The sequence below is a fragment of the Pseudomonas sp. MWU12-2345 genome (genome assembly GCF_023242385.1).
GTDB lineage: Bacteria > Pseudomonadota > Gammaproteobacteria > Pseudomonadales > Pseudomonadaceae > Aquipseudomonas > Aquipseudomonas gingeri_D.
This window is the reverse complement of the sequence record NZ_JALLJA010000001.1, coordinates 874,282-891,418: the sequence shown is the minus strand read 5'-3', so window position 1 is coordinate 891,418 and position 17,137 is coordinate 874,282. Positions and strand designations below refer to the sequence as shown.

The 17,137-nt window shown below is 60.2% G+C and carries 16 protein-coding genes; 11 read left to right on the top strand and 5 right to left on the bottom strand.

From position 1 onward, the window contains the following. Positions 1 to 2 precede the first annotated feature (2 nt). The 6 genes from M5C71_RS03530 (at position 3) to M5C71_RS03505 (ending at position 6,477) form a co-directional block, all read left to right on the top strand. Entirely contained in the window at positions 3 to 821 is an 819-nt protein-coding gene (locus M5C71_RS03530) for an SDR family oxidoreductase (protein ID WP_177100603.1), read from the top strand. A gap of 70 nt (positions 822 to 891) precedes the next feature. Then, positions 892 to 1,893, top strand: a complete 1,002-nt coding sequence (locus tag M5C71_RS03525) for a substrate-binding domain-containing protein (RefSeq protein WP_177100601.1) — start codon at positions 892 to 894, stop codon at positions 1,891 to 1,893. An 86-nt stretch (positions 1,894 to 1,979) separates the two neighbouring features. Further along, a complete protein-coding gene (araG, locus tag M5C71_RS03520) occupies positions 1,980 to 3,494 on the top strand; it encodes an L-arabinose ABC transporter ATP-binding protein AraG (RefSeq protein ID WP_248767203.1) in 1,515 nt (504 codons plus the stop codon). 18 nt (positions 3,495 to 3,512) lie between these two features. Beyond that, positions 3,513 to 4,478, top strand: coding sequence for an L-arabinose ABC transporter permease AraH (gene araH, locus M5C71_RS03515; RefSeq protein WP_103496638.1), 966 nt, complete (start codon positions 3,513 to 3,515; stop codon positions 4,476 to 4,478). Positions 4,479 to 4,488: 10 nt separating this feature from the next. Then, complete coding sequence (locus M5C71_RS03510; RefSeq protein WP_248767202.1) at positions 4,489 to 5,586, top strand: aldose epimerase family protein; 1,098 nt, start codon at positions 4,489 to 4,491, stop codon at positions 5,584 to 5,586. An 87-nt stretch (positions 5,587 to 5,673) separates the two neighbouring features. After that, the gene (locus M5C71_RS03505; RefSeq protein WP_103496636.1) at positions 5,674 to 6,477 is read left to right on the top strand and encodes an IclR family transcriptional regulator; all 804 of its coding nucleotides are present in this window, start codon (positions 5,674 to 5,676) and stop codon (positions 6,475 to 6,477) included. A 12-nt stretch (positions 6,478 to 6,489) separates the two neighbouring features. Here the strand turns inward: M5C71_RS03505 and M5C71_RS03500 are convergent, their stop codons facing one another. The 5 genes from M5C71_RS03500 to M5C71_RS03480 all read right to left on the bottom strand — a co-directional run bounded on the left by M5C71_RS03500 (position 6,490) and on the right by M5C71_RS03480 (position 12,635). Then, complete coding sequence (locus M5C71_RS03500; RefSeq protein ID WP_248767201.1) at positions 6,490 to 8,109, bottom strand: methyl-accepting chemotaxis protein; 1,620 nt, start codon at positions 8,107 to 8,109, stop codon at positions 6,490 to 6,492. A 188-nt stretch (positions 8,110 to 8,297) separates the two neighbouring features. Further along, on the bottom strand, positions 8,298 to 9,719 hold the full coding sequence (locus M5C71_RS03495; RefSeq protein WP_248767200.1) for an amino acid permease: 1,422 nt from the start codon (positions 9,717 to 9,719) through the stop codon (positions 8,298 to 8,300). A gap of 316 nt (positions 9,720 to 10,035) precedes the next feature. Next, positions 10,036 to 10,893, bottom strand: a complete 858-nt coding sequence (locus M5C71_RS03490) for a helix-turn-helix transcriptional regulator (protein WP_248767199.1) — start codon at positions 10,891 to 10,893, stop codon at positions 10,036 to 10,038. A gap of 90 nt (positions 10,894 to 10,983) precedes the next feature. Then, entirely contained in the window at positions 10,984 to 11,532 is a 549-nt protein-coding gene (locus M5C71_RS03485) for a carboxymuconolactone decarboxylase family protein (protein ID WP_177100589.1), read from the bottom strand. 185 nt (positions 11,533 to 11,717) lie between these two features. Further along, positions 11,718 to 12,635 (bottom strand): LysR family transcriptional regulator, encoded by a 918-nt coding sequence (locus M5C71_RS03480; protein WP_152740368.1) that lies wholly within the window; start codon positions 12,633 to 12,635, stop codon positions 11,718 to 11,720. 126 nt (positions 12,636 to 12,761) lie between these two features. Here M5C71_RS03480 and M5C71_RS03475 point away from each other — a divergent pair, with 126 nt between their 5' ends. From M5C71_RS03475 to M5C71_RS03455, 5 genes are all read left to right on the top strand, one after another. Further along, positions 12,762 to 13,520 carry a 5-oxoprolinase subunit PxpA gene (locus tag M5C71_RS03475; protein WP_152740369.1) on the top strand — a complete coding sequence of 253 codons (759 nt, stop codon included), beginning with the start codon at positions 12,762 to 12,764 and terminating at the stop codon, positions 13,518 to 13,520. 92 nt (positions 13,521 to 13,612) lie between these two features. After that, complete coding sequence (locus M5C71_RS03470; protein ID WP_152740370.1) at positions 13,613 to 13,858, top strand: acetyl-CoA carboxylase; 246 nt, start codon at positions 13,613 to 13,615, stop codon at positions 13,856 to 13,858. Between the two features lie 10 nt (positions 13,859 to 13,868). Then, entirely contained in the window at positions 13,869 to 15,242 is a 1,374-nt protein-coding gene (locus M5C71_RS03465) for an acetyl-CoA carboxylase biotin carboxylase subunit (RefSeq protein WP_248767198.1), read from the top strand. Beyond that, positions 15,239 to 16,111 (top strand): allophanate hydrolase subunit 1, encoded by an 873-nt coding sequence (locus tag M5C71_RS03460; protein WP_248767197.1) that lies wholly within the window; start codon positions 15,239 to 15,241, stop codon positions 16,109 to 16,111. The genes M5C71_RS03465 and M5C71_RS03460 overlap by 4 nt, the downstream gene beginning before the upstream one ends. Next, positions 16,108 to 17,082: a biotin-dependent carboxyltransferase family protein gene (locus M5C71_RS03455; RefSeq protein ID WP_248767196.1), complete on the top strand. Its 975-nt coding sequence runs from the start codon at positions 16,108 to 16,110 to the stop codon at positions 17,080 to 17,082. The genes M5C71_RS03460 and M5C71_RS03455 overlap by 4 nt, the downstream gene beginning before the upstream one ends. Positions 17,083 to 17,137: the final 55 nt, after the last annotated feature.

The following is a 17,137-nucleotide window of genomic DNA, read 5'->3' as shown; positions in this document are numbered from 1 at the left end:
AAATGGCTGAAGCGCTGTCTTTACCCGAGGTTCCGGAGCCCACCTACGGCGACCGGCTGAAAGACAAAGTGGTGGTGGTGACCGGGGCGGCCCAGGGGATCGGCGAGGCAATTGTCGCCTGCTTCCAGGCACAACAGGCGCGGCTGGTGATTGGCGATATCCAGGGTGAGAAAGTCGAGCGTGTGGCGGCCCGCTGGCGTGAACGTGGCGCCCAGGTCCATGCCCAGGCCGTGGACATTACCTCCAAGGAACAATGGCGTTCCCTGGTGGACCTGGCCATTGAAAAGTTCGGGCGCGTTGATGTACTGGTCAACTGTGCCGGCGTGAATGTGTTTCGCGATCCGCTGGAGATGAGCGACGAGGATTGGCGCCGCTGCTTCGCCATCGACCTGGACGGCGCCTGGTTTGGTTGCCGCACCGTGTTGCCACACATGATCGAACAAGGCATCGGCAACATCATCAATATCGCCTCGACCCATTCCAGCCACATCATTCCGGGCTGCTTTCCCTACCCGGTGGCCAAGCATGGCCTGCTAGGGCTGACGCGGGCGCTGGGTATCGAGTACGCGCCCAAGGGCATTCGGGTCAACGCCATTGCCCCGGGCTATATCGAGACCCAGCTCAATGTCGACTACTGGAACGGCTTCGACGATCCCCACGCCGAACGGCAACGGGCCTTCGACCTGCACCCGCCACGACGTATCGGCCAGCCGGTCGAGGTGGCCATGACGGCGCTGTTCCTGGCGACCGACGAGGCACCGTTTATCAACGCCACCTGCCTGATGATCGATGGCGGCCGTTCAGTGCTGTACCACGAGTAACGCCCAGCCGGCCGTTGGGCCGGGCAGTCTTTCCGTACGTAACGAACCAATAACAACAAGAGGGTTACTTATGTTTATTCAGCGCAACATCCGCTCTCTGACCTGCGCCGCGGCGCTGGTCGCCGCCAGCAGTTTCAGCGGTTGGGTCTCGGCCGAAGAAGTAAAGATCGGCTTTCTGGTCAAGCAGGCCGAGGAGCCCTGGTTCCAGACCGAATGGGCCTTTGCCGAAAAGGCCGGCAAGGACAAGGGTTTCACGGTGATCAAGATCGCCGTGCCCGATGGCGAGAAGACCCTGGCGGCCATCGATACCCTGGCCGCCAGCGGCGCCAAGGGGTTTGTCATCTGCCCGCCGGACACCTCGCTGGGCCCGGCGATCATGGCCAAGGCCAAGATTAACGACCTGAAAGTCCTGGCCGTCGATGACCGCTTTGTCGATGCCCACGGCAAGCCCATGGAAGACGTTCCTTATGTCGGCCTGGCGGCGTTCAAGATCGGCCAGAAGCAAGGCACGGCGATGGCCGATGAAGCGAAAAAACGCGGCTGGGACTGGAGCGCCACTTACGCGGTGATCAACACCTTCGACGAACTGGATACTGGCAAGAAGCGCACCGACGGTTCGGTCGACGCACTCAAGGCCGCGGGCCTGCCGGCGGACCATATCCTCTTCACGGCGCAGAAAACCCTCGATGTCCCTGGCAGCATGGACTCCACCAACTCGGCCCTGGTCAAGCTGCCGGGCACGGCGAAGAACCTGATCGTCGGCGGTATGAACGACAGTGCCGTGCTGGGCGGCGTGCGGGCCACCGAAAGCGCCGGTTTCAAGGCGGCCAATGTGATCGGTGTCGGCATCAACGGCACCGATGCCATCGGCGAGCTGAAGAAGGCCGACAGCGGCTTCTACGGTTCGATGCTGTTGAGTCCCGATACCTCGGGTTATGAAACCGCCAGCCAGATGTTTACCTGGGTCAGCACCGGTAAGGAACCGGCCAAGTACACCGCCCTGGATACCGTGACCTTGATTACCCGCGCCAACTTCCAGCAAGAGCTGACCAAGATCGGGCTGTGGAAATGACACGCCTTCGGCGCAAGGGCTGGACCTTGCACCTGACGTCCACCCTGTGGGTTGCGCAGTGCGCGGCCCGGTGCGGGAGATAGGTTATGTTGGAACACTCGAAGGCGGCCGCGAGCCTGCGCTTCAACGGCATCGGCAAGGAGTTTCCCGGGGTACGGGCGCTGGCGCAGATCAGTTTCGAGGCGCGGCCCGGCAGCGTGCATGCGCTGATGGGCGAGAACGGCGCGGGCAAGTCGACCCTGTTGAAGATCCTCGGCGGGTTCTATTCGCCCAACAGCGGCAACCTGCAGATCGGCGAGCAGGTCATGAGTTTCAGGTCGGCGGCCGACAGCATTGCCCATGGCGTCGCGGTGATCCACCAGGAACTGCATCTGGTGCCGGAAATGACCGTGGCCGAAAACCTGCTGCTGGGACACATGCCCTCGCGCCTGGGCATGGTCAATCGCCGGGAAATGGTGCGCAGCGCCCGCCAGCTGCTCAAGGGCCTGGCCGACGAGATCGATCCCAATGCGCGGTTGGGCAGCCTGTCCCTGGGCCAGCGGCAAATGATCGAGATTGCCAAGGCCATGTCGCGTAATGCCCATGTGATTGCCTTCGATGAACCCACCAGCAGCCTGTCGGCGCGGGAGATCGAGCGGCTGATGCTGATCATTGCCCGGCTGCGGGATGAGGGGCGGGTGATTCTGTATGTCTCCCATCGCATGGAAGAGGTGTTCCGCATCTGCGATGCGGTGACGGTGTTCAAGGACGGCCGTTTTGTCTGCACCTTCGAGGACATGCAACAGCTGAGCATCGACCGGCTGGTCAGCAGCATGGTCGGGCGCGATATCAAGGACATCTACGACTACCGTCCTCGCCCGCAAGGTGGCCAGGCCCTGCGGGTCGAAGGCCTGCTCGGGCCGGGCGTATTGGAACCGGCGAGTTTCAGCGTGAACAAGGGCGAGATACTCGGGCTGTTCGGCCTGGTCGGCGCCGGGCGCACCGAACTCTTGCGGCTGTTGGCCGGCCTGTCCCGCAGCAAGGCTGGACGACTGGTGCTGGATGAGCAGACGGTGGCGTTCAAATCGCCGCGTGATGCCATTGCGGCGGGGGTGCTGCTGTGTCCGGAGGATCGCAAGAAGGAAGGCATCGTGCCCCGTGCCAGTGTGGCGGAGAACATCAATATCAGCGCCCGGACTCATCACGCCGGCTTCGGCTGGCTGATCCGCGGCGCTTGGGAGCGGGACAATGCCCAACAGCAAATCGCCGCGCTGAATATCCGTACGCCTTCGGCCAGCCAACCGATCCTCTACCTGTCCGGTGGCAACCAGCAGAAGGCGATCCTGGGGCGCTGGCTGTCGATGCCGATGAAAGTGCTGCTGCTCGATGAGCCGACTCGCGGCATCGATATCGGTGCCAAGGCCGAGATCTACAAGATCATCTACAACCTCGCCGAGCAGGGTATTGCGGTGATCGTGGTGTCCAGCGACCTGATGGAGGTCATGGGCATTTCCGACCGCATCCTGGTCATGAGCGAAGGCGCGATTACCGGTGAACGGTTACGCAGCGAAGCCGACGAAGCCAGTCTGTTGCAACTGGCCCTCCCGCGTTCGCGGGACTGAAAACCTATTGAGGTGTCTATGTCACAGGTCAAAAATACACACGCATTCTGGCTCGGCTTCAATCAGCGCAAGTTCTTCGATGATTGGGTGATGCTGCTCGCAGCCATCGGGATCTTTGTGCTCTGCGCGCTGTTTATCGATAACTTCATGTCCTCCCTGAACATGCGCGGCCTGGGCCTGGCGATTTCCACCACGGGGATTGCCGCCTGCACCATGTTGTTCTGCCTGGCCTCGGGGCACTTCGACCTGTCGGTCGGTTCGGTGATCGCCTGTGCGGGGGTGGTGGCCGGGATTGTCATTCGTGATACCGACAGCGTGTTTTTCGGGGTCTCGGCGGCGCTGGCCATGGGGCTGTGCGTGGGCCTGATCAACGGGATCGTGATCGCCAAGCTGCGGGTCAACGCACTGATCACCACCCTGGCAACCATGCAGATCGTGCGCGGGCTGGCCTATATCTTCTCCAATGGCAAGGCCGTCGGGGTGATGGACGAAGGCTTCTTCGTCTTCGGCAACGGCCAGCTGTTCGGTGTGCCGGTGCCGATTTTGATCACCGTGCTGTGCTTCATCTTTTTCGGCTGGTTGCTCAACTACACCACCTATGGTCGCAACACCATGGCCATCGGCGGTAACCCGGAAGCCGCGCTGCTGGCCGGCGTGAACGTGGACCGGACCAAGATCATCATCTTCGCCGTGCATGGGCTGATCGGGGCCCTGGCCGGGGTGATCCTGGCCTCGCGCATGACCTCGGGCCAGCCGATGATCGGCCAGGGTTTCGAGCTGACGGTGATATCCGCCTGTGTGCTCGGCGGGGTTTCCCTGAGCGGCGGGATCGGGCTGATCCGCCATGTGATTGCCGGCGTGCTGATTCTGGCGATCATCGAGAACGCGATGAACCTGAAGAATATCGATACCTTCTACCAGTACGTCATTCGCGGTTCGATTCTTCTCGGGGCGGTGATCATCGACCGCCTCAAGCAACGCTGAGGGCGCGGGGATGAACAGTACGCCAGTGCCGGAATTGACCTGCCGGGAAAGTCTCTTCGGTCATCTGGAGGACGGTACGCCGGTGCACAAGTACCAACTGGGCAACCGTCACGGCATGCAGGCCAGTGTGCTGACCTACGGCGGCATTCTCCAGGCGCTGCTGGTGGCGGACAGAAACGGCCGCTACGAGGATGTGGTGCTGGGCTTCGACGATATCGCGGGCTATCAGCGGCATCAGCGTTTGTACCTGGGCGCGCTGATCGGGCGTTACGCCAATCGGCTGGCGGGAGGTCGGTTCGAGTTGTCGGGGCGGATTTATCAGGTACCGCTCAATGACGGCGCCAATGCCTTGCATGGCGGCCCCGACGGTTTCGACAAGAAGGTCTGGGAGGCGCAGCCCGTCCAGGGCAGCGATTGGGTGGGTGTGAAGCTCAGTTACCTGTCCGTCGACGGCGAAATGGGTTTTCCCGGCAACCTGCGGACCCAGGTCACCTACAGCCTCGACGATGACAACCAGCTGCGCATCGAGTATCAGGCGGTCAGCGATGCACCGACGGCGGTCAACCTGACCCAGCATGCCTACTTCAACCTGGCCGGCGCGGGTAACGGCGATATCCTCTCGCAGGTGGCGACGCTCCATGCCAGCCATTACCTGCCGGTAACGGAGCAACTGATACCCCGCGATGAGATGGCGCCTGTGGCCGGTACGCCGATGGACTTTCGCCAGGCCACGCCGATTGGCCGGCACATCACCGATGACCATCCGCAATTGCGCATCAGCGGTGCCGCGCAGCAGGGCTTCAATCATCACTGGAGGCTGGATGCCGAGGGTGATCTGAGCCGATTGGCCGTCGATATCCACGATCCCCAAAGCGGTCGCAGATTGCAGTTGCACACCACCGAGCCCGGGGTGCAGTTCTATACCTGCAATGCCTTCGACGGCAGCGCTCAGGGCAAGGCGGGCAAGCCTTATCCGCGTTGGGCCGGTTTTGCCCTGGAGACCCAGAACTGTCCCGATGGCATCAACCAACCCGGTTTTCCCCGGGCCTGGATCGAGGCGGGGGAGGTCTATCGCCAGACCACCTTGATCCGCTTCTCGGCGCAGTGAGCGGAAGGCCTGAAAAGTGACATGCAGGCGGGCCAGTGAGCGGCCATAATGACCTTCGTTTTCGTAGACCCTTTTATAAGGCTGCATATGCTGGACGACACCCTGAAAAACGCCAAGGACTCTGCACCCACCGGCACCCAGACGCTGCTCCGGGGCCTGGGCGTGGTGCAGGCGGTGGCCAACGGCGCCCGGGATCTCAAGGAGATTGCCCGGCTGATTGGGACCACGCGCAGCACCACCCATCGCCTGGCCAGTTGCCTGGTGGACGAGCGCTATCTGCGGGTGGTGCCGCAAGTCGGCTATCTGTTGGGACCGAAGCTGATCGAGCTGGGTTTCCAGGCCCGCGAAGCCCTGCCGCTGGTGACCCTGGCTACGCCATTCCTGGATGAATTGTCGGCGCTGACCGGCGACACCATCCACCTGGCCATTCGTGAAGACGATGACGTGCTGTATCTGCACAAGAATCCGGGGCGCAATGGCCCGGAAATGCGTTCGCGGGTCGGCCATCGCATGCCGCTGGCGCGGACCGGGATCGGCAAGGCGCTGATGCTCGATTGCTCGCCGGAAGAATGGCAGCGCCTGTATCAGATCAGCCTGCCGGTGGGCGGCAAGAACGCCCTGTGGCCCCAGCATGTGGAACAGACCTGGGAGCAGTTCCGTGCGCGCATGCAGGAGTATGTGGCGGGGGGCTATGCCTTCGACCTGGAAGACAATGAACCGTCGATCCGTTGTGTGGCCGCGCCTATACGGGATGCCAGCCGGAAAATCGTTGCCGGTATCAGTATCGCCAGTACGGTGCCCTATATGCCACTGGAGAAAATGGCCGAGTTGATCCCGCAGATCAAAAGCGCCGCCGCACGGATTTCCGCGGAACTGGGTGCCAAATCCTGAGTGGTCCGCCTTTCACACCACGAAGCGATTCACCAACTGATTGAGATTGACCGCCAGTTTTGACATCTCATTGCAGGCACTGGCCGTTTGGCTGGCGCCTGCGGAGCTCTGTGCGGCAAGCTCGCGGATACTGACCAGGTTGCGATCGACCTCACGGGCCACGTGGGCCTGCTCTTCAGAAGCGGTCGCGATCAGAAGACTACGTTCATTGATCTGAATCATGGCGCTGGCAATCTGATCCAGGGAGCTACTGGCTTCTTGAGCCACGCCAAGGGATTCGGTTGCCAATGCTTTGCTGGTATTCATGGCTTCCACGGCGTGCTCCGAATCGTTCTGAATCGCCGCAATCATCTGCTCGATCTCTTGGGTCGATTGCTGGGTTCGGTGGGCCAAAGCCCTGACCTCGTCGGCAACCACCGCAAAACCACGCCCTTGTTCACCGGCTCGTGCGGCTTCAATGGCGGCGTTCAACGCCAGAAGGTTGGTCTGCTCCGCGATCGCCCGAATCACTTCGACGACTTTATTGATACCCTGGGCCTGATTTGACAGACCTTGAATCTGCTCGCTGGTGTTTTCAACATTACCGCTCAGCTTTTGAATGGATTTCAATGTCTGAGCCACCCGCTTCAGGCCAACCTCGGTAAAGCCCTGGGTGCGCCTGGACTCTTCGGAGGCTGACTCCGCGTTACGCGCGACCTCATCAACCGCAGCACTCATCTCGGTGACGGCCGTAGCGGCTTGATTGACTTCGTCGTTTTGTGAAACAAGGCCTCGGCTGGACTCCTCGGTGACTGCTGTCATTTCCTCGGCCGCGGAGGCCAGTTGGGTGGAGGACTCGGAGATCTGCACAATGGTATTGCGAAGGTTTTTCTGCATCTGCGCCAGTGCTTTCAACAGTCGTCCGGCTTCATCGGTCCCGCTCACCCGTACTTCCTTTGACAGGTCGCTACTGGCGATACGCTCGGCGACGGACAAGGCATCGCTGATGGGGGAGGTGATGCTCCTGGTCAGAACTATTGCCAACCCGACAGTCAGAATCACTACACCTGCAATCAGACCGACAACCAGCCAAAGTCCCGTGGAGTAGAGATGGGCTGCATTTCGACCCGCCAGTGCCGCGCCCTCGTTATTGATGTCGGTCAGGTCTTTGATCTGCCCCTCCATCAAGGTGGTGATAGGCCGGATGCTTGTCGCATTCAGGCTGGCTATCGCAGGCAAGTCAGCGCGTTTCATCAGTGGTTCGAGACTGTCCAACTGCCTGGAGTACGCCTCGGCGGATGCCTTTACCTTCAGATAAAGCGCGCGCTCCTGGTCGCTCGCAACCAGAGGCTCATAATTGGCCACCGCCTCCATGAAAGCCTTTCGGAAGCCCGGGAAGGCTTCAGCCGTCTTTTGAATACCTTCGGGGTCAGCAATGCTGCGCTGGACTTCGAGTCTCAGGCGCATCACCCCAAGGCTCATCAATGCCGTTTGTCGGACGCTGGGCATCCAATTGATTTCGACATCTTTTTCCGAGTCCCGCAGGCCGCCCATCTGCACTACCGCGACTGCGCCGAGGATAAAAACCAAGGCAATGATCAAGGCGAAAAACAGCGCTGAGCGCGGGGCTACATTGAGATTTCTAAGGCGCATACGGGCTTCCTCGTTTCCAGGAAAATGCTTGAGCTGTCCAAGAGGCTAGTACAGGTGGGCCAGGAAGTCGGAAAAAACGAGTTATGCGCCTGCATTCAATGGGGAGTCGCCAGCGCGCACTGCTGCTCCTGGGGCAGCAGCAGTGCGATCCTTTGGCCAAGGCTTCTGTTTTTCCTCGCGTTACACCATCAAGGGGCCAAGCGCACAGCACCTCGGGGGGAATTGGCTGGTTGCAACCTGAATACATGGAACAGCACCGTCAGCAGCACCAGGAACGCCGGTCCTATGTAGAGCGCCACGCGGGTGTCCGGGAAATAGGCCATCAGGCCCACCACCAGCACCAGGAACGCCAATGCCAGGTAGGAGCTGATCGGGTACAGCCACATGCGGTATTTCAGGCCTGCACGTTCCGCTGCGCTCAGGCCTTTGCGAAACCTGAGCTGGGCCAGCAGGATCATCGCCCAGGTCCAGATCGCACCAAAGGTGGCAATCGAGGTGACCCAGACGAAGACCTTTTCCGGCACCAGGTAGTTCAGCAGTACACCCAGCAACAACGCCGCGATGGACAACAGCAGCGCATTGCGCGGCACACCGTTGCCGGCGGTTTTGCCGAAGGTTTTTGGCGCCTGGCCGTTCTGTGCCAGGCTGTAGAGCATGCGCCCGGTGCTGAAGATCCCGCCGTTGCAGGAGGAGAGCGCCGCGGTGATCACCACGAAGTTGATGATGCCGGCAGCGGTCTTAATGCCCAGCCGCTCGAAGGTCATGACAAAGGGGCTGCCCTGGGTACCGATTTCGCCCCAGGGGTAGATCGACAGGATGACGAACAAGGCCCCCACGTAGAACAGCAGGATGCGCCAGAACACCGAGCCGATCGCCTGGGGAATGGTCTTCTCCGGGTTGCGCGCTTCTCCGGCGGTCAGGCCGATCATTTCCACGCCCAGGTAGGCGAACATCACCATTTGCAACGACATCAGCACGCCGGTGACGCCGTTCGGCATAAAGCCGCCATGGTTCCACAGATTGGAAATCCCCAGTGCCACGCCATCGTTACCGAAACCGAAAGCGATCACACCGATCCCGCCCACTACCATCGCGATGATGGTGACGATCTTGATCAGGGCGAACCAGAACTCGAACTCACCGAAGGCTTTCACCGCGATCAGGTTGACCGTGCCCATGCTGACCAGGGCGGCGAGGGCCCAGATCCAGCGCGGCACATCGGGGAACCAGACGCCCATGTACACCGCCACCGCGGTGATTTCCGCCACGCAGGTCACCAGCCACAGGAACCAGTAGTTCCAGCCGGTGAGAAATCCCGCCAACGGGCCCAGGTAATCTTGTGCATAACGGCTGAACGAGCCGGCGACGGGGTTATGTACCGCCATTTCGCCCAGGGCGCGCATGATCACCAGGATCGCCAGGCCGCCGATGATATAGGACAGCATGATGGCCGGACCGGCCATTTGAATGGCCTTGGCCGAACCGAGGAATAGCCCGACACCGATACAGGCGCCGAGGGCCATCAAACGAATATGTCGTTCACCCAGTTCACGTTTGAGCGGACCGCCTTGAGCAGTCCCCCCGTTGGGCAGATGGTTGTCTGCGCGCATAGAAATACAACCTCATCTTGTTATTGGATATAAACCACCGAGCGTTGGAAGTACCGACGGATAGCCCGTACTCGCTCAACCGGGTCGACTTTTTGGGCGACCGGTCTTGCAGGGCAACACCTGCGAGATCAGCGGGATGGGAAGTATAAAAAGCGGACTACAGGCGTTTTCACTGTATAAGTGGTTGATTTAAGAGATAAGTATCGGAAAGTTGTACTTGGATGGAGGTGCCTTAGCGGGTGTTATCTGCTTTATCAAGCAAGAAGTGATGCCGAATATTACCGAGCAAAGGCGTGCAGGACCGGTATCCGTGACCTCACACGCTTGCGGGAGGGCTAGGGGCCAGAGCCATGAGTGAATCATGATGACGCTCTGTTATGTCATCGGCCGGAAACAGGCACTCGACCCGCAACTCCTGAGCCGCGACGGTTTGAGGGGTGCCCACGGTGGACACCATCGAGAAGTAGTTGAAAATCACACCGTCTTTCACAAAGCTCAATGGTATGACTGGTAAAATATCGTTTGCGTCCGTACCGAGCAAAGGCTTTTGCCATTCGGTCTCAACCTTCGGGTAAGCGAGTAATGAGGCAAGCAGTTCTTTCGTATTATCATCTATCACACGACCGACCGATTCGCGTAAAACCCGTTGAAGCAGGCTTTTCGCCACGCGCTCCCATCCGATGATGAAGGGGCGCATACCCTCCGGATCAAACATAAGATGCAAGATGTTGCGAGGGCCTCTGCGAGCATTCATATCAATAAAATTATTGAAAAAACGCAGAGACGACTCGTTTGCCATAAAGACATTCCAGTATCGATCCATCACTATCGCAGGGTAGGGATTGTGATGCCTCAATATACGTTCCAGTGCTTTGTTGACGTGTTGCATTTCCCCCGAATCCCAGGCGGCTTCGGAGTAGATCGGCGCATAGCCCGCTGCCAGGAGCAGTCCGTTTCGCTCGCGTAACGGAACATCCAATACCTGCGCAAGGTCCATCAAGGTTTTTCGCCCGGGAACGCTGCGACCACTTTCAATAAAGCTGATATGACGTTGTGACACCCCAGTATCCAACGATAGATCAAGCTGGCTTTTACCCCGGGCTCCCCGCCATTGACGTAGCAACTCTCCGAGTTGGCTGGGCGGTGATTTTTCTTTTCGGTTCGCTGGGGTCATCTGGGGTGTGCCTAACTATAAAAATACCCATGGGGACTATCAACGGCGTCGCTGAATTATAAGCTCATCCACCCAGGCAAGCGTCGATATTCACTGGTTCCAGGCATGGGCCTGGAACGATTCCTCCAACGGTGGATGGGTTACGCTTGCGACGTAATTGGTGATGGCCGATGCAGCAACCACATTGATCACTTCCAGAACCTGTTCGTTGTTGAACCCCGCGTCAAGAAAAGCGTGTAACGTTTGTTCGCTGACATGACCGCGCGCTTCGATAAGGCTCTTCGCTAAGTTGGACAGTGCGGCATGTTTCGTATTCCTGGGAGGACGCCCAGCACGTATCGCTTCCACGTCGGCAGGGTCCAGGCCTTCCTTCAAGGCAAGGAAAGTGTGAAAAGCAACGGGCCACGATGAGGCGTTTGTCACGGCATTCGTCAGCAGCAACGTTTGGAGTTGATCTTCCGTGAAACCTCCACGGTGTGCGTTTTGAAAAACGCTAATGAAACTGTTGATCAGCGTCGGAGAACCGGCCATTGCGCCTGCAATATTCGGGATAAAACCAAAGGCTTGTTGCAAGGTCTCCAGAGCGGGTTTCGATTGTTGTGGAGCAGACTCGACTGTATAAATTTTGAAATTGAGCATGTTTGTTTCTCCAAGTTTCATGACGCGAGTCATGGTTGAGTCGCGTTGAATGAATCTATAGGTCGCATTCATGCTGCTCAATTACGTGGCAGGTAATAGTGATCGACACCCTCAGGTGTTGACGCCTTACGTACTCCCGAGCCCGTATCCCGAGTCGACTCTACGCGCCACGGTTTTCGTTATGTTCAACGTCGTGCAGAAAGTTGTTGCGGCGCCAGAAACGCATCGTGGAAGTAATTACGGAATGCGTGCATCGCCGGGCTGAAATCACGTTCGCGATGCCACGCCAGGCCGACGCTCATCGGGGTGACCTTGTCGGTGACCGTCAGGGTTTCGATGCGTTTGCCTTCCAGGGACCAGGGCCGGTGCACCAGGTCCGAGAGGATTGCCACGCCGCTGCCATTGGCAACCATGCTGCGTACGGCTTCCACCGAGCTGGTACGCACCCGCACGTTGGGTTGTTGGTGCGCGTGTTCCCAATAGCGCATGGCGCTTTGCTCGGCTTCATCGACGGTCAACAGGATATAGGGCTCTTTCGCGACATCGGCGAGGCTGACGGCCGCGCGTTCGCACAGTGGGTGATGGCTGGGCAGCCAAAGTCGACGTTCCGAGTTGAAGAGAATTTCCGAAACGATATCCGGGTGAGTGAGGTTTGCAGTGAGCACCACGGCCATGTCGAATCGACCTTCCAGCAGGCCCTGTTCGATGGCTTGCCGTTCTTGTTCGTGGACCTCGATGGCCACGTCCGGATGCCAGTGTTCAAGCCGTTGCAGATGGTGCGGCAGGAAGTAGCCGATCACGGTATAGCTGGCGGCCACCCGTAACAACCCACTGGCGCGAATGTCGGGCAGCGGACTGTTGAGGGCGTCGTCGACGCTGCGCAAAATCACGTAGGCCCGGTTGAGAAAGTGCCGCCCGGCATCGGTCAGGCTCATGCCCTGGGCCGAACGCTGGAACAACAGCGTGCCGAGCATGGCTTCCAGTTCCTTGATCGCCGTCGTGACGGCCGACTGGGAAATATTCAAATGAATTGCTGCTTGGGATATTTGCCCGATCTCGGCGGTGGCGACGAAATAACGGATCTGGCGCAGGGTCAGTGACATGAGCACTCCGAACGATGGGGTATCTGTTTTTCAGAAGATACCCTATCTGTTAATAGATCTTCCCAAGGGGGGTGCCTGGAATCTAACGTGGCCTGCATGAAGTCACAAGTGTCAGGAGCAAGCGGCATGCAGGCAGTAGATTTCAACTCGGACATGGGCGAAGGTTTTGGCCCATGGACCATCGGCGATGGCGTCGACCATGAACTGATGGGCTTTATCAGCTCGGCCAACATCGCGACCGGTTTTCATGCCGGCGACCCCAGCACCATGCGCCGTACCGTCGAGCAGGCCAAGCGCCTGGGCGTGGGCATCGGCGCACATCCGGGGTTCCGCGACCTGGTGGGTTTTGGCCGTCGGCACATCAACGCCCCGGCACAGGAACTGGTCGACGACATGCTTTATCAGTTGGGTGCCCTGCGTGAACTGGCTCGGGTTCAAGGTGTAGCGCTGCAACACATCAAACCCCATGGCGCGCTTTACATGCACCTGGCCCGGGACGAGGAGGCGGCTCGTCTGCTGGTGGAAAACCTCCAGCTTCTGGAGCCTGAGTTGCTGCTGTATTGCATGCCCGGCTCGGTGATCTGGCGCGTCGCCAACGAATTGGGTCAGCCGGTGATTCGCGAGTTCTACGCCGACCGGGAGTACGACCTCAGCGGTTCCATCGTCTTTACCCGCAACGTGCGTGCTTACGATCCGGCCCAGGTCGCCGCCCGGGTGGTGCGTGCCTGCCAGGAAGGCGTGGTGCGCACGGTCGAGGGACAGGATCTGGCGATCGAGTTCGACTCCATCTGTTTGCACAGCGATACGCCGGGGGCACTGGCATTGGTTGAAACCACTCGCAAGGCGCTCGATAGCGTCGGGATCAACGTTCGCGCACCGCGCTGACCTTTTACGAAACACCCGGCGCCGAGACGCCAGGGTTTGAACACTCTTTCATTTTTGCCTGCCTTTCTACAACTATTCCAAGAGGAACAGACATGGCCGAACACTCTGTAATTACCCCATTGCCCGGGACCTTCTATCGCAAAGCCACCCCGGAGTCGGCGAATTTCGTCGAGGAGGGCGCGCAGGTCAGCGCCGATACAGTGATTGGCTTGATCGAGGTCATGAAGCAGTTTTCCGAACTGACCGCCGGGGCAGCGGGTCGCCTTGGCGTATTTCTGGTGGAAGACGGCGATCCGGTGGAGCCGGGTCAGGTCATCGCAACACTCGACGGCGAGTGAGGGGGCGATCATGACTCAAGGCATTCGTAAACTACTGATCGCGAACCGTGGCGAGATCGCCGTGCGGATTATCCGCGCTGCCCAGGCGCTGGGTATCCCCACCGTTGCCGCCTGCAGCGAAGCGGACATCGATTCCCAGGCCGCGCGCATGGCCGACGAGGTGCACGTTCTCGGCCCGGCCCGCGCTGATAAAAGTTACCTCAATGTCGCGGCATTGCTGGGCGCCTTGCGCGCCACGGGGGCCAACGCGGTACATCCAGGCTACGGTTTTCTCTCGGAGAACGCGGACTTTGCCGAGGCCGTCCTTGGGGCCGGCGCTATTTTCGTTGGACCCAGCCCGGACACCATCCGGCGCATGGGCGACAAGGCTGAGGCGCGGCGCACGGCTCAAGAAGCCGGGGTACCGGTGGTCCCAGGCTCGCCCGGCGAGCTGTTCGATGTCGAGTCGGCACTGAAGGCGGCAGAGTCAGTCGGTTTCCCGCTGCTGATCAAAGCCTCGGCCGGTGGCGGCGGGCGGGGTATTCGCCTGGCGGAAAACCCTCGGCAACTGAGCGAGGAATTTCTCCGTTCCCAGCGCGAAGCCCAGGCGGCGTTTGGCAATGGCGCGGTGTATCTGGAGCGCTTCATCAGCAAGGCCCGACACATCGAGGTGCAGGTGTTGGGCGACGGTCAGCACGCCGTGCACTTGTTTGAACGTGAGTGCTCGCTGCAACGTCGGCGCCAGAAGATCTTTGAAGAAGCACCATCGCCGGTACTCAGCCAGCAACAACGCGAGACGCTCTGCGCCAGTGCCGTGCGCCTGACGGAGTCCCTGGGCTACAAGGGCGCCGGGACGTTGGAGTACCTGTATGACGACGCGACGGGTGAGTTCTTCTTTATCGAGATGAACACGCGAATCCAGGTTGAGCACCCGGTCAGCGAACTGATCACCGGTATCGATCTGGTACAGGCCATGTTGCGCATTGCCGGCGGTGAGCCCTTGGGCTTCAAGCAGAGCGATATCCGGCTCAACGGTGCCGCGCTGCAAATGCGCTTGAACGCTGAAGACCCCGCGCGGGATTTCTTTCCCAGCCCGGGTCTGGTCGAGGCACTCGTCTGGCCGCACGGTGAAGGCGTGCGTGTCGACACTCATCTGTATCAGGGTTATCGCGTTCCACCGTACTATGACTCGCTGCTGGCCAAGCTGATCGTGCATGGCGCTGATCGCGCCGAGGCGTTGGCCCGGGCCCGAACAGCGGTGCAGCAGACCACGCTTGCCGGTATGGCCAGCACCTTGTCGCTGCACGGCGAGCTGTTGGAGCAACCGTGGCTGCACAGCGCCGACTTTCACACCGGCACCCTGGAAGCCTGGCTGGCCGAGCGCCGCAGTGGAGGTGAAGCATGAGTCATTCGATCCGCTACAGCTTTGGCGCTGACGAGCATCTGTTTGCCGAAGTCAGCGACAGCATGTCTCTTGAAGCATTCTTCAAGGGCATGGCGGTCACTCGTGCAGTGGAGCGTCTGGCGCTCGAGGGTGTGCTCGATGTGTGCCTGGCCAATGCCTCATTCCAGATCCGGTTTGACCCGGACCGCATTGCCCCTCATACCTTGCTCGAAGCCGTAAAGAAGGCCGAGGCCGAAGCGGTCGCCGAGCGCACCCTGCACACACGCATCATCGAGATTCCGGTGCTCTACAACGACCCCTGGACACACGAAACGCTGATGCGCTTTCGCGACCGTCATCAGGACCCGAGTGTCACCGACCTGGAGTACGCCGCGCGGATCAACGGCCTGGCGGACGTCGACGCGTTCATCGCGGCCCACAGCGGTGCACCCTGGTTCGTCTCGATGGTCGGTTTCGTCGCGGGGCTGCCGTTCATGTTCCAGATGGTTGAGCGTGAGCGTCAGTTGCAGGTGCCCAAATACCTGCGCCCACGCACCGACACCCCGAAATTGACCCTGGGGCACGGCGGTTGCTTTGGCTGCATTTACTCGGTACGCGGCGCCGGTGGTTATCAAATGTTTGGGGTCACGCCGGCACCGATCTATGACCCTCAGCAGAAGCTGGCCTACCTGAAAGAGCACATGGTGTTTTTCCGCCCCGGTGACATCGTGCAGTTCAAACCGATGAGCCGCGAGGCGTATGACCAGGCGGTGGACGAAGTGGAGGCCGGGCGTTTCGATCTGCGAATTCGTCCGCTGGAGTTCTCGTTGGACGCCTTTCTGGCCGATCCCGTGGGCTATGCCAAGTCGTTGCAGGAGGTGCTGGCATGATCAAGGTACTCAAACCCGGTCTTGCCACGTCCGTCCAGGATCTGGGCCGTGAAGGTTATTACCACCTGGGCATTCCGCCTTCCGGTGCGCTGGATCAATACGCCCTGAGTGCCGCCAACCAATTGGTCGGTAACCCGGCAGGTGCCGCCGCGCTGGAATGCACGCTGCTGGGTCCGGAACTGGAGTTTCAGCAAGACGCCCTGGTGGCGGTGTGCGGTGCGCACATGACGCCGCGGGTCGACGGCGTGGAGAAGCATCAAGACACCGCGTTCACGGTGAAGGCCGGCCAGGTACTGCGCTTTGACTTCCCCAGGGTTGGCGCTCGCACCTATCTGGCCGTGGCCGGCGGCATTGACGTACCGCTGGTCCTCGGCAGTCGATCTACCTATGCGCTGGGCGCGCTCGGTGGTTTTGAAGGGCGCAGGCTGGTGGCCGGCGATGAGCTGCCCGTCGGCATGGCCGGTGGCAAGGGCCGCGCCGGAACCAGTTTGCCCATGGCGTTACGGCAGTCGTTGGGGGGCGAAATCACCCTGCGCGTCGTGCCGGGTCTGTACTACGAACGCCTGACCGACTCCGCGGCGAAGAGCTTTTTCGCCGAGCCGTGGACGGTAGGCTCGGAAGCCGACCGCATCGGTTATCGCTTCAAGGGCGGCAGCGCCCTGGGTTTTCAACCCCGTGAGCAACCGTTCGGGGCCGGCTCCGACCCGTCGAACATCGTCGACAGTTGCTATCCGATCGGCTCGATCCAGGTGCCTGCCGGGCTAGAACCCATCGTCCTGCACCGCGACGCGGTGTCCGGTGGTGGCTACGCGATGATCGGCACGGTGATCAGTGCCGACCTCGATTTGATTGGCCAGATGCAACCGAACCAGAAGGCCCGCTTCACAGCGGTCACCCTGGAGGAGGCGCTGGAAGCGCGACGATCCTATAAGAAAAAGCTCAGTTGCCTGAGCAAGCTGTTCCCTTCCTGATTCTGCCCGCCGCATCGCGCGGGTAATGCCAAACGGTAAGCCAATACCACACGTG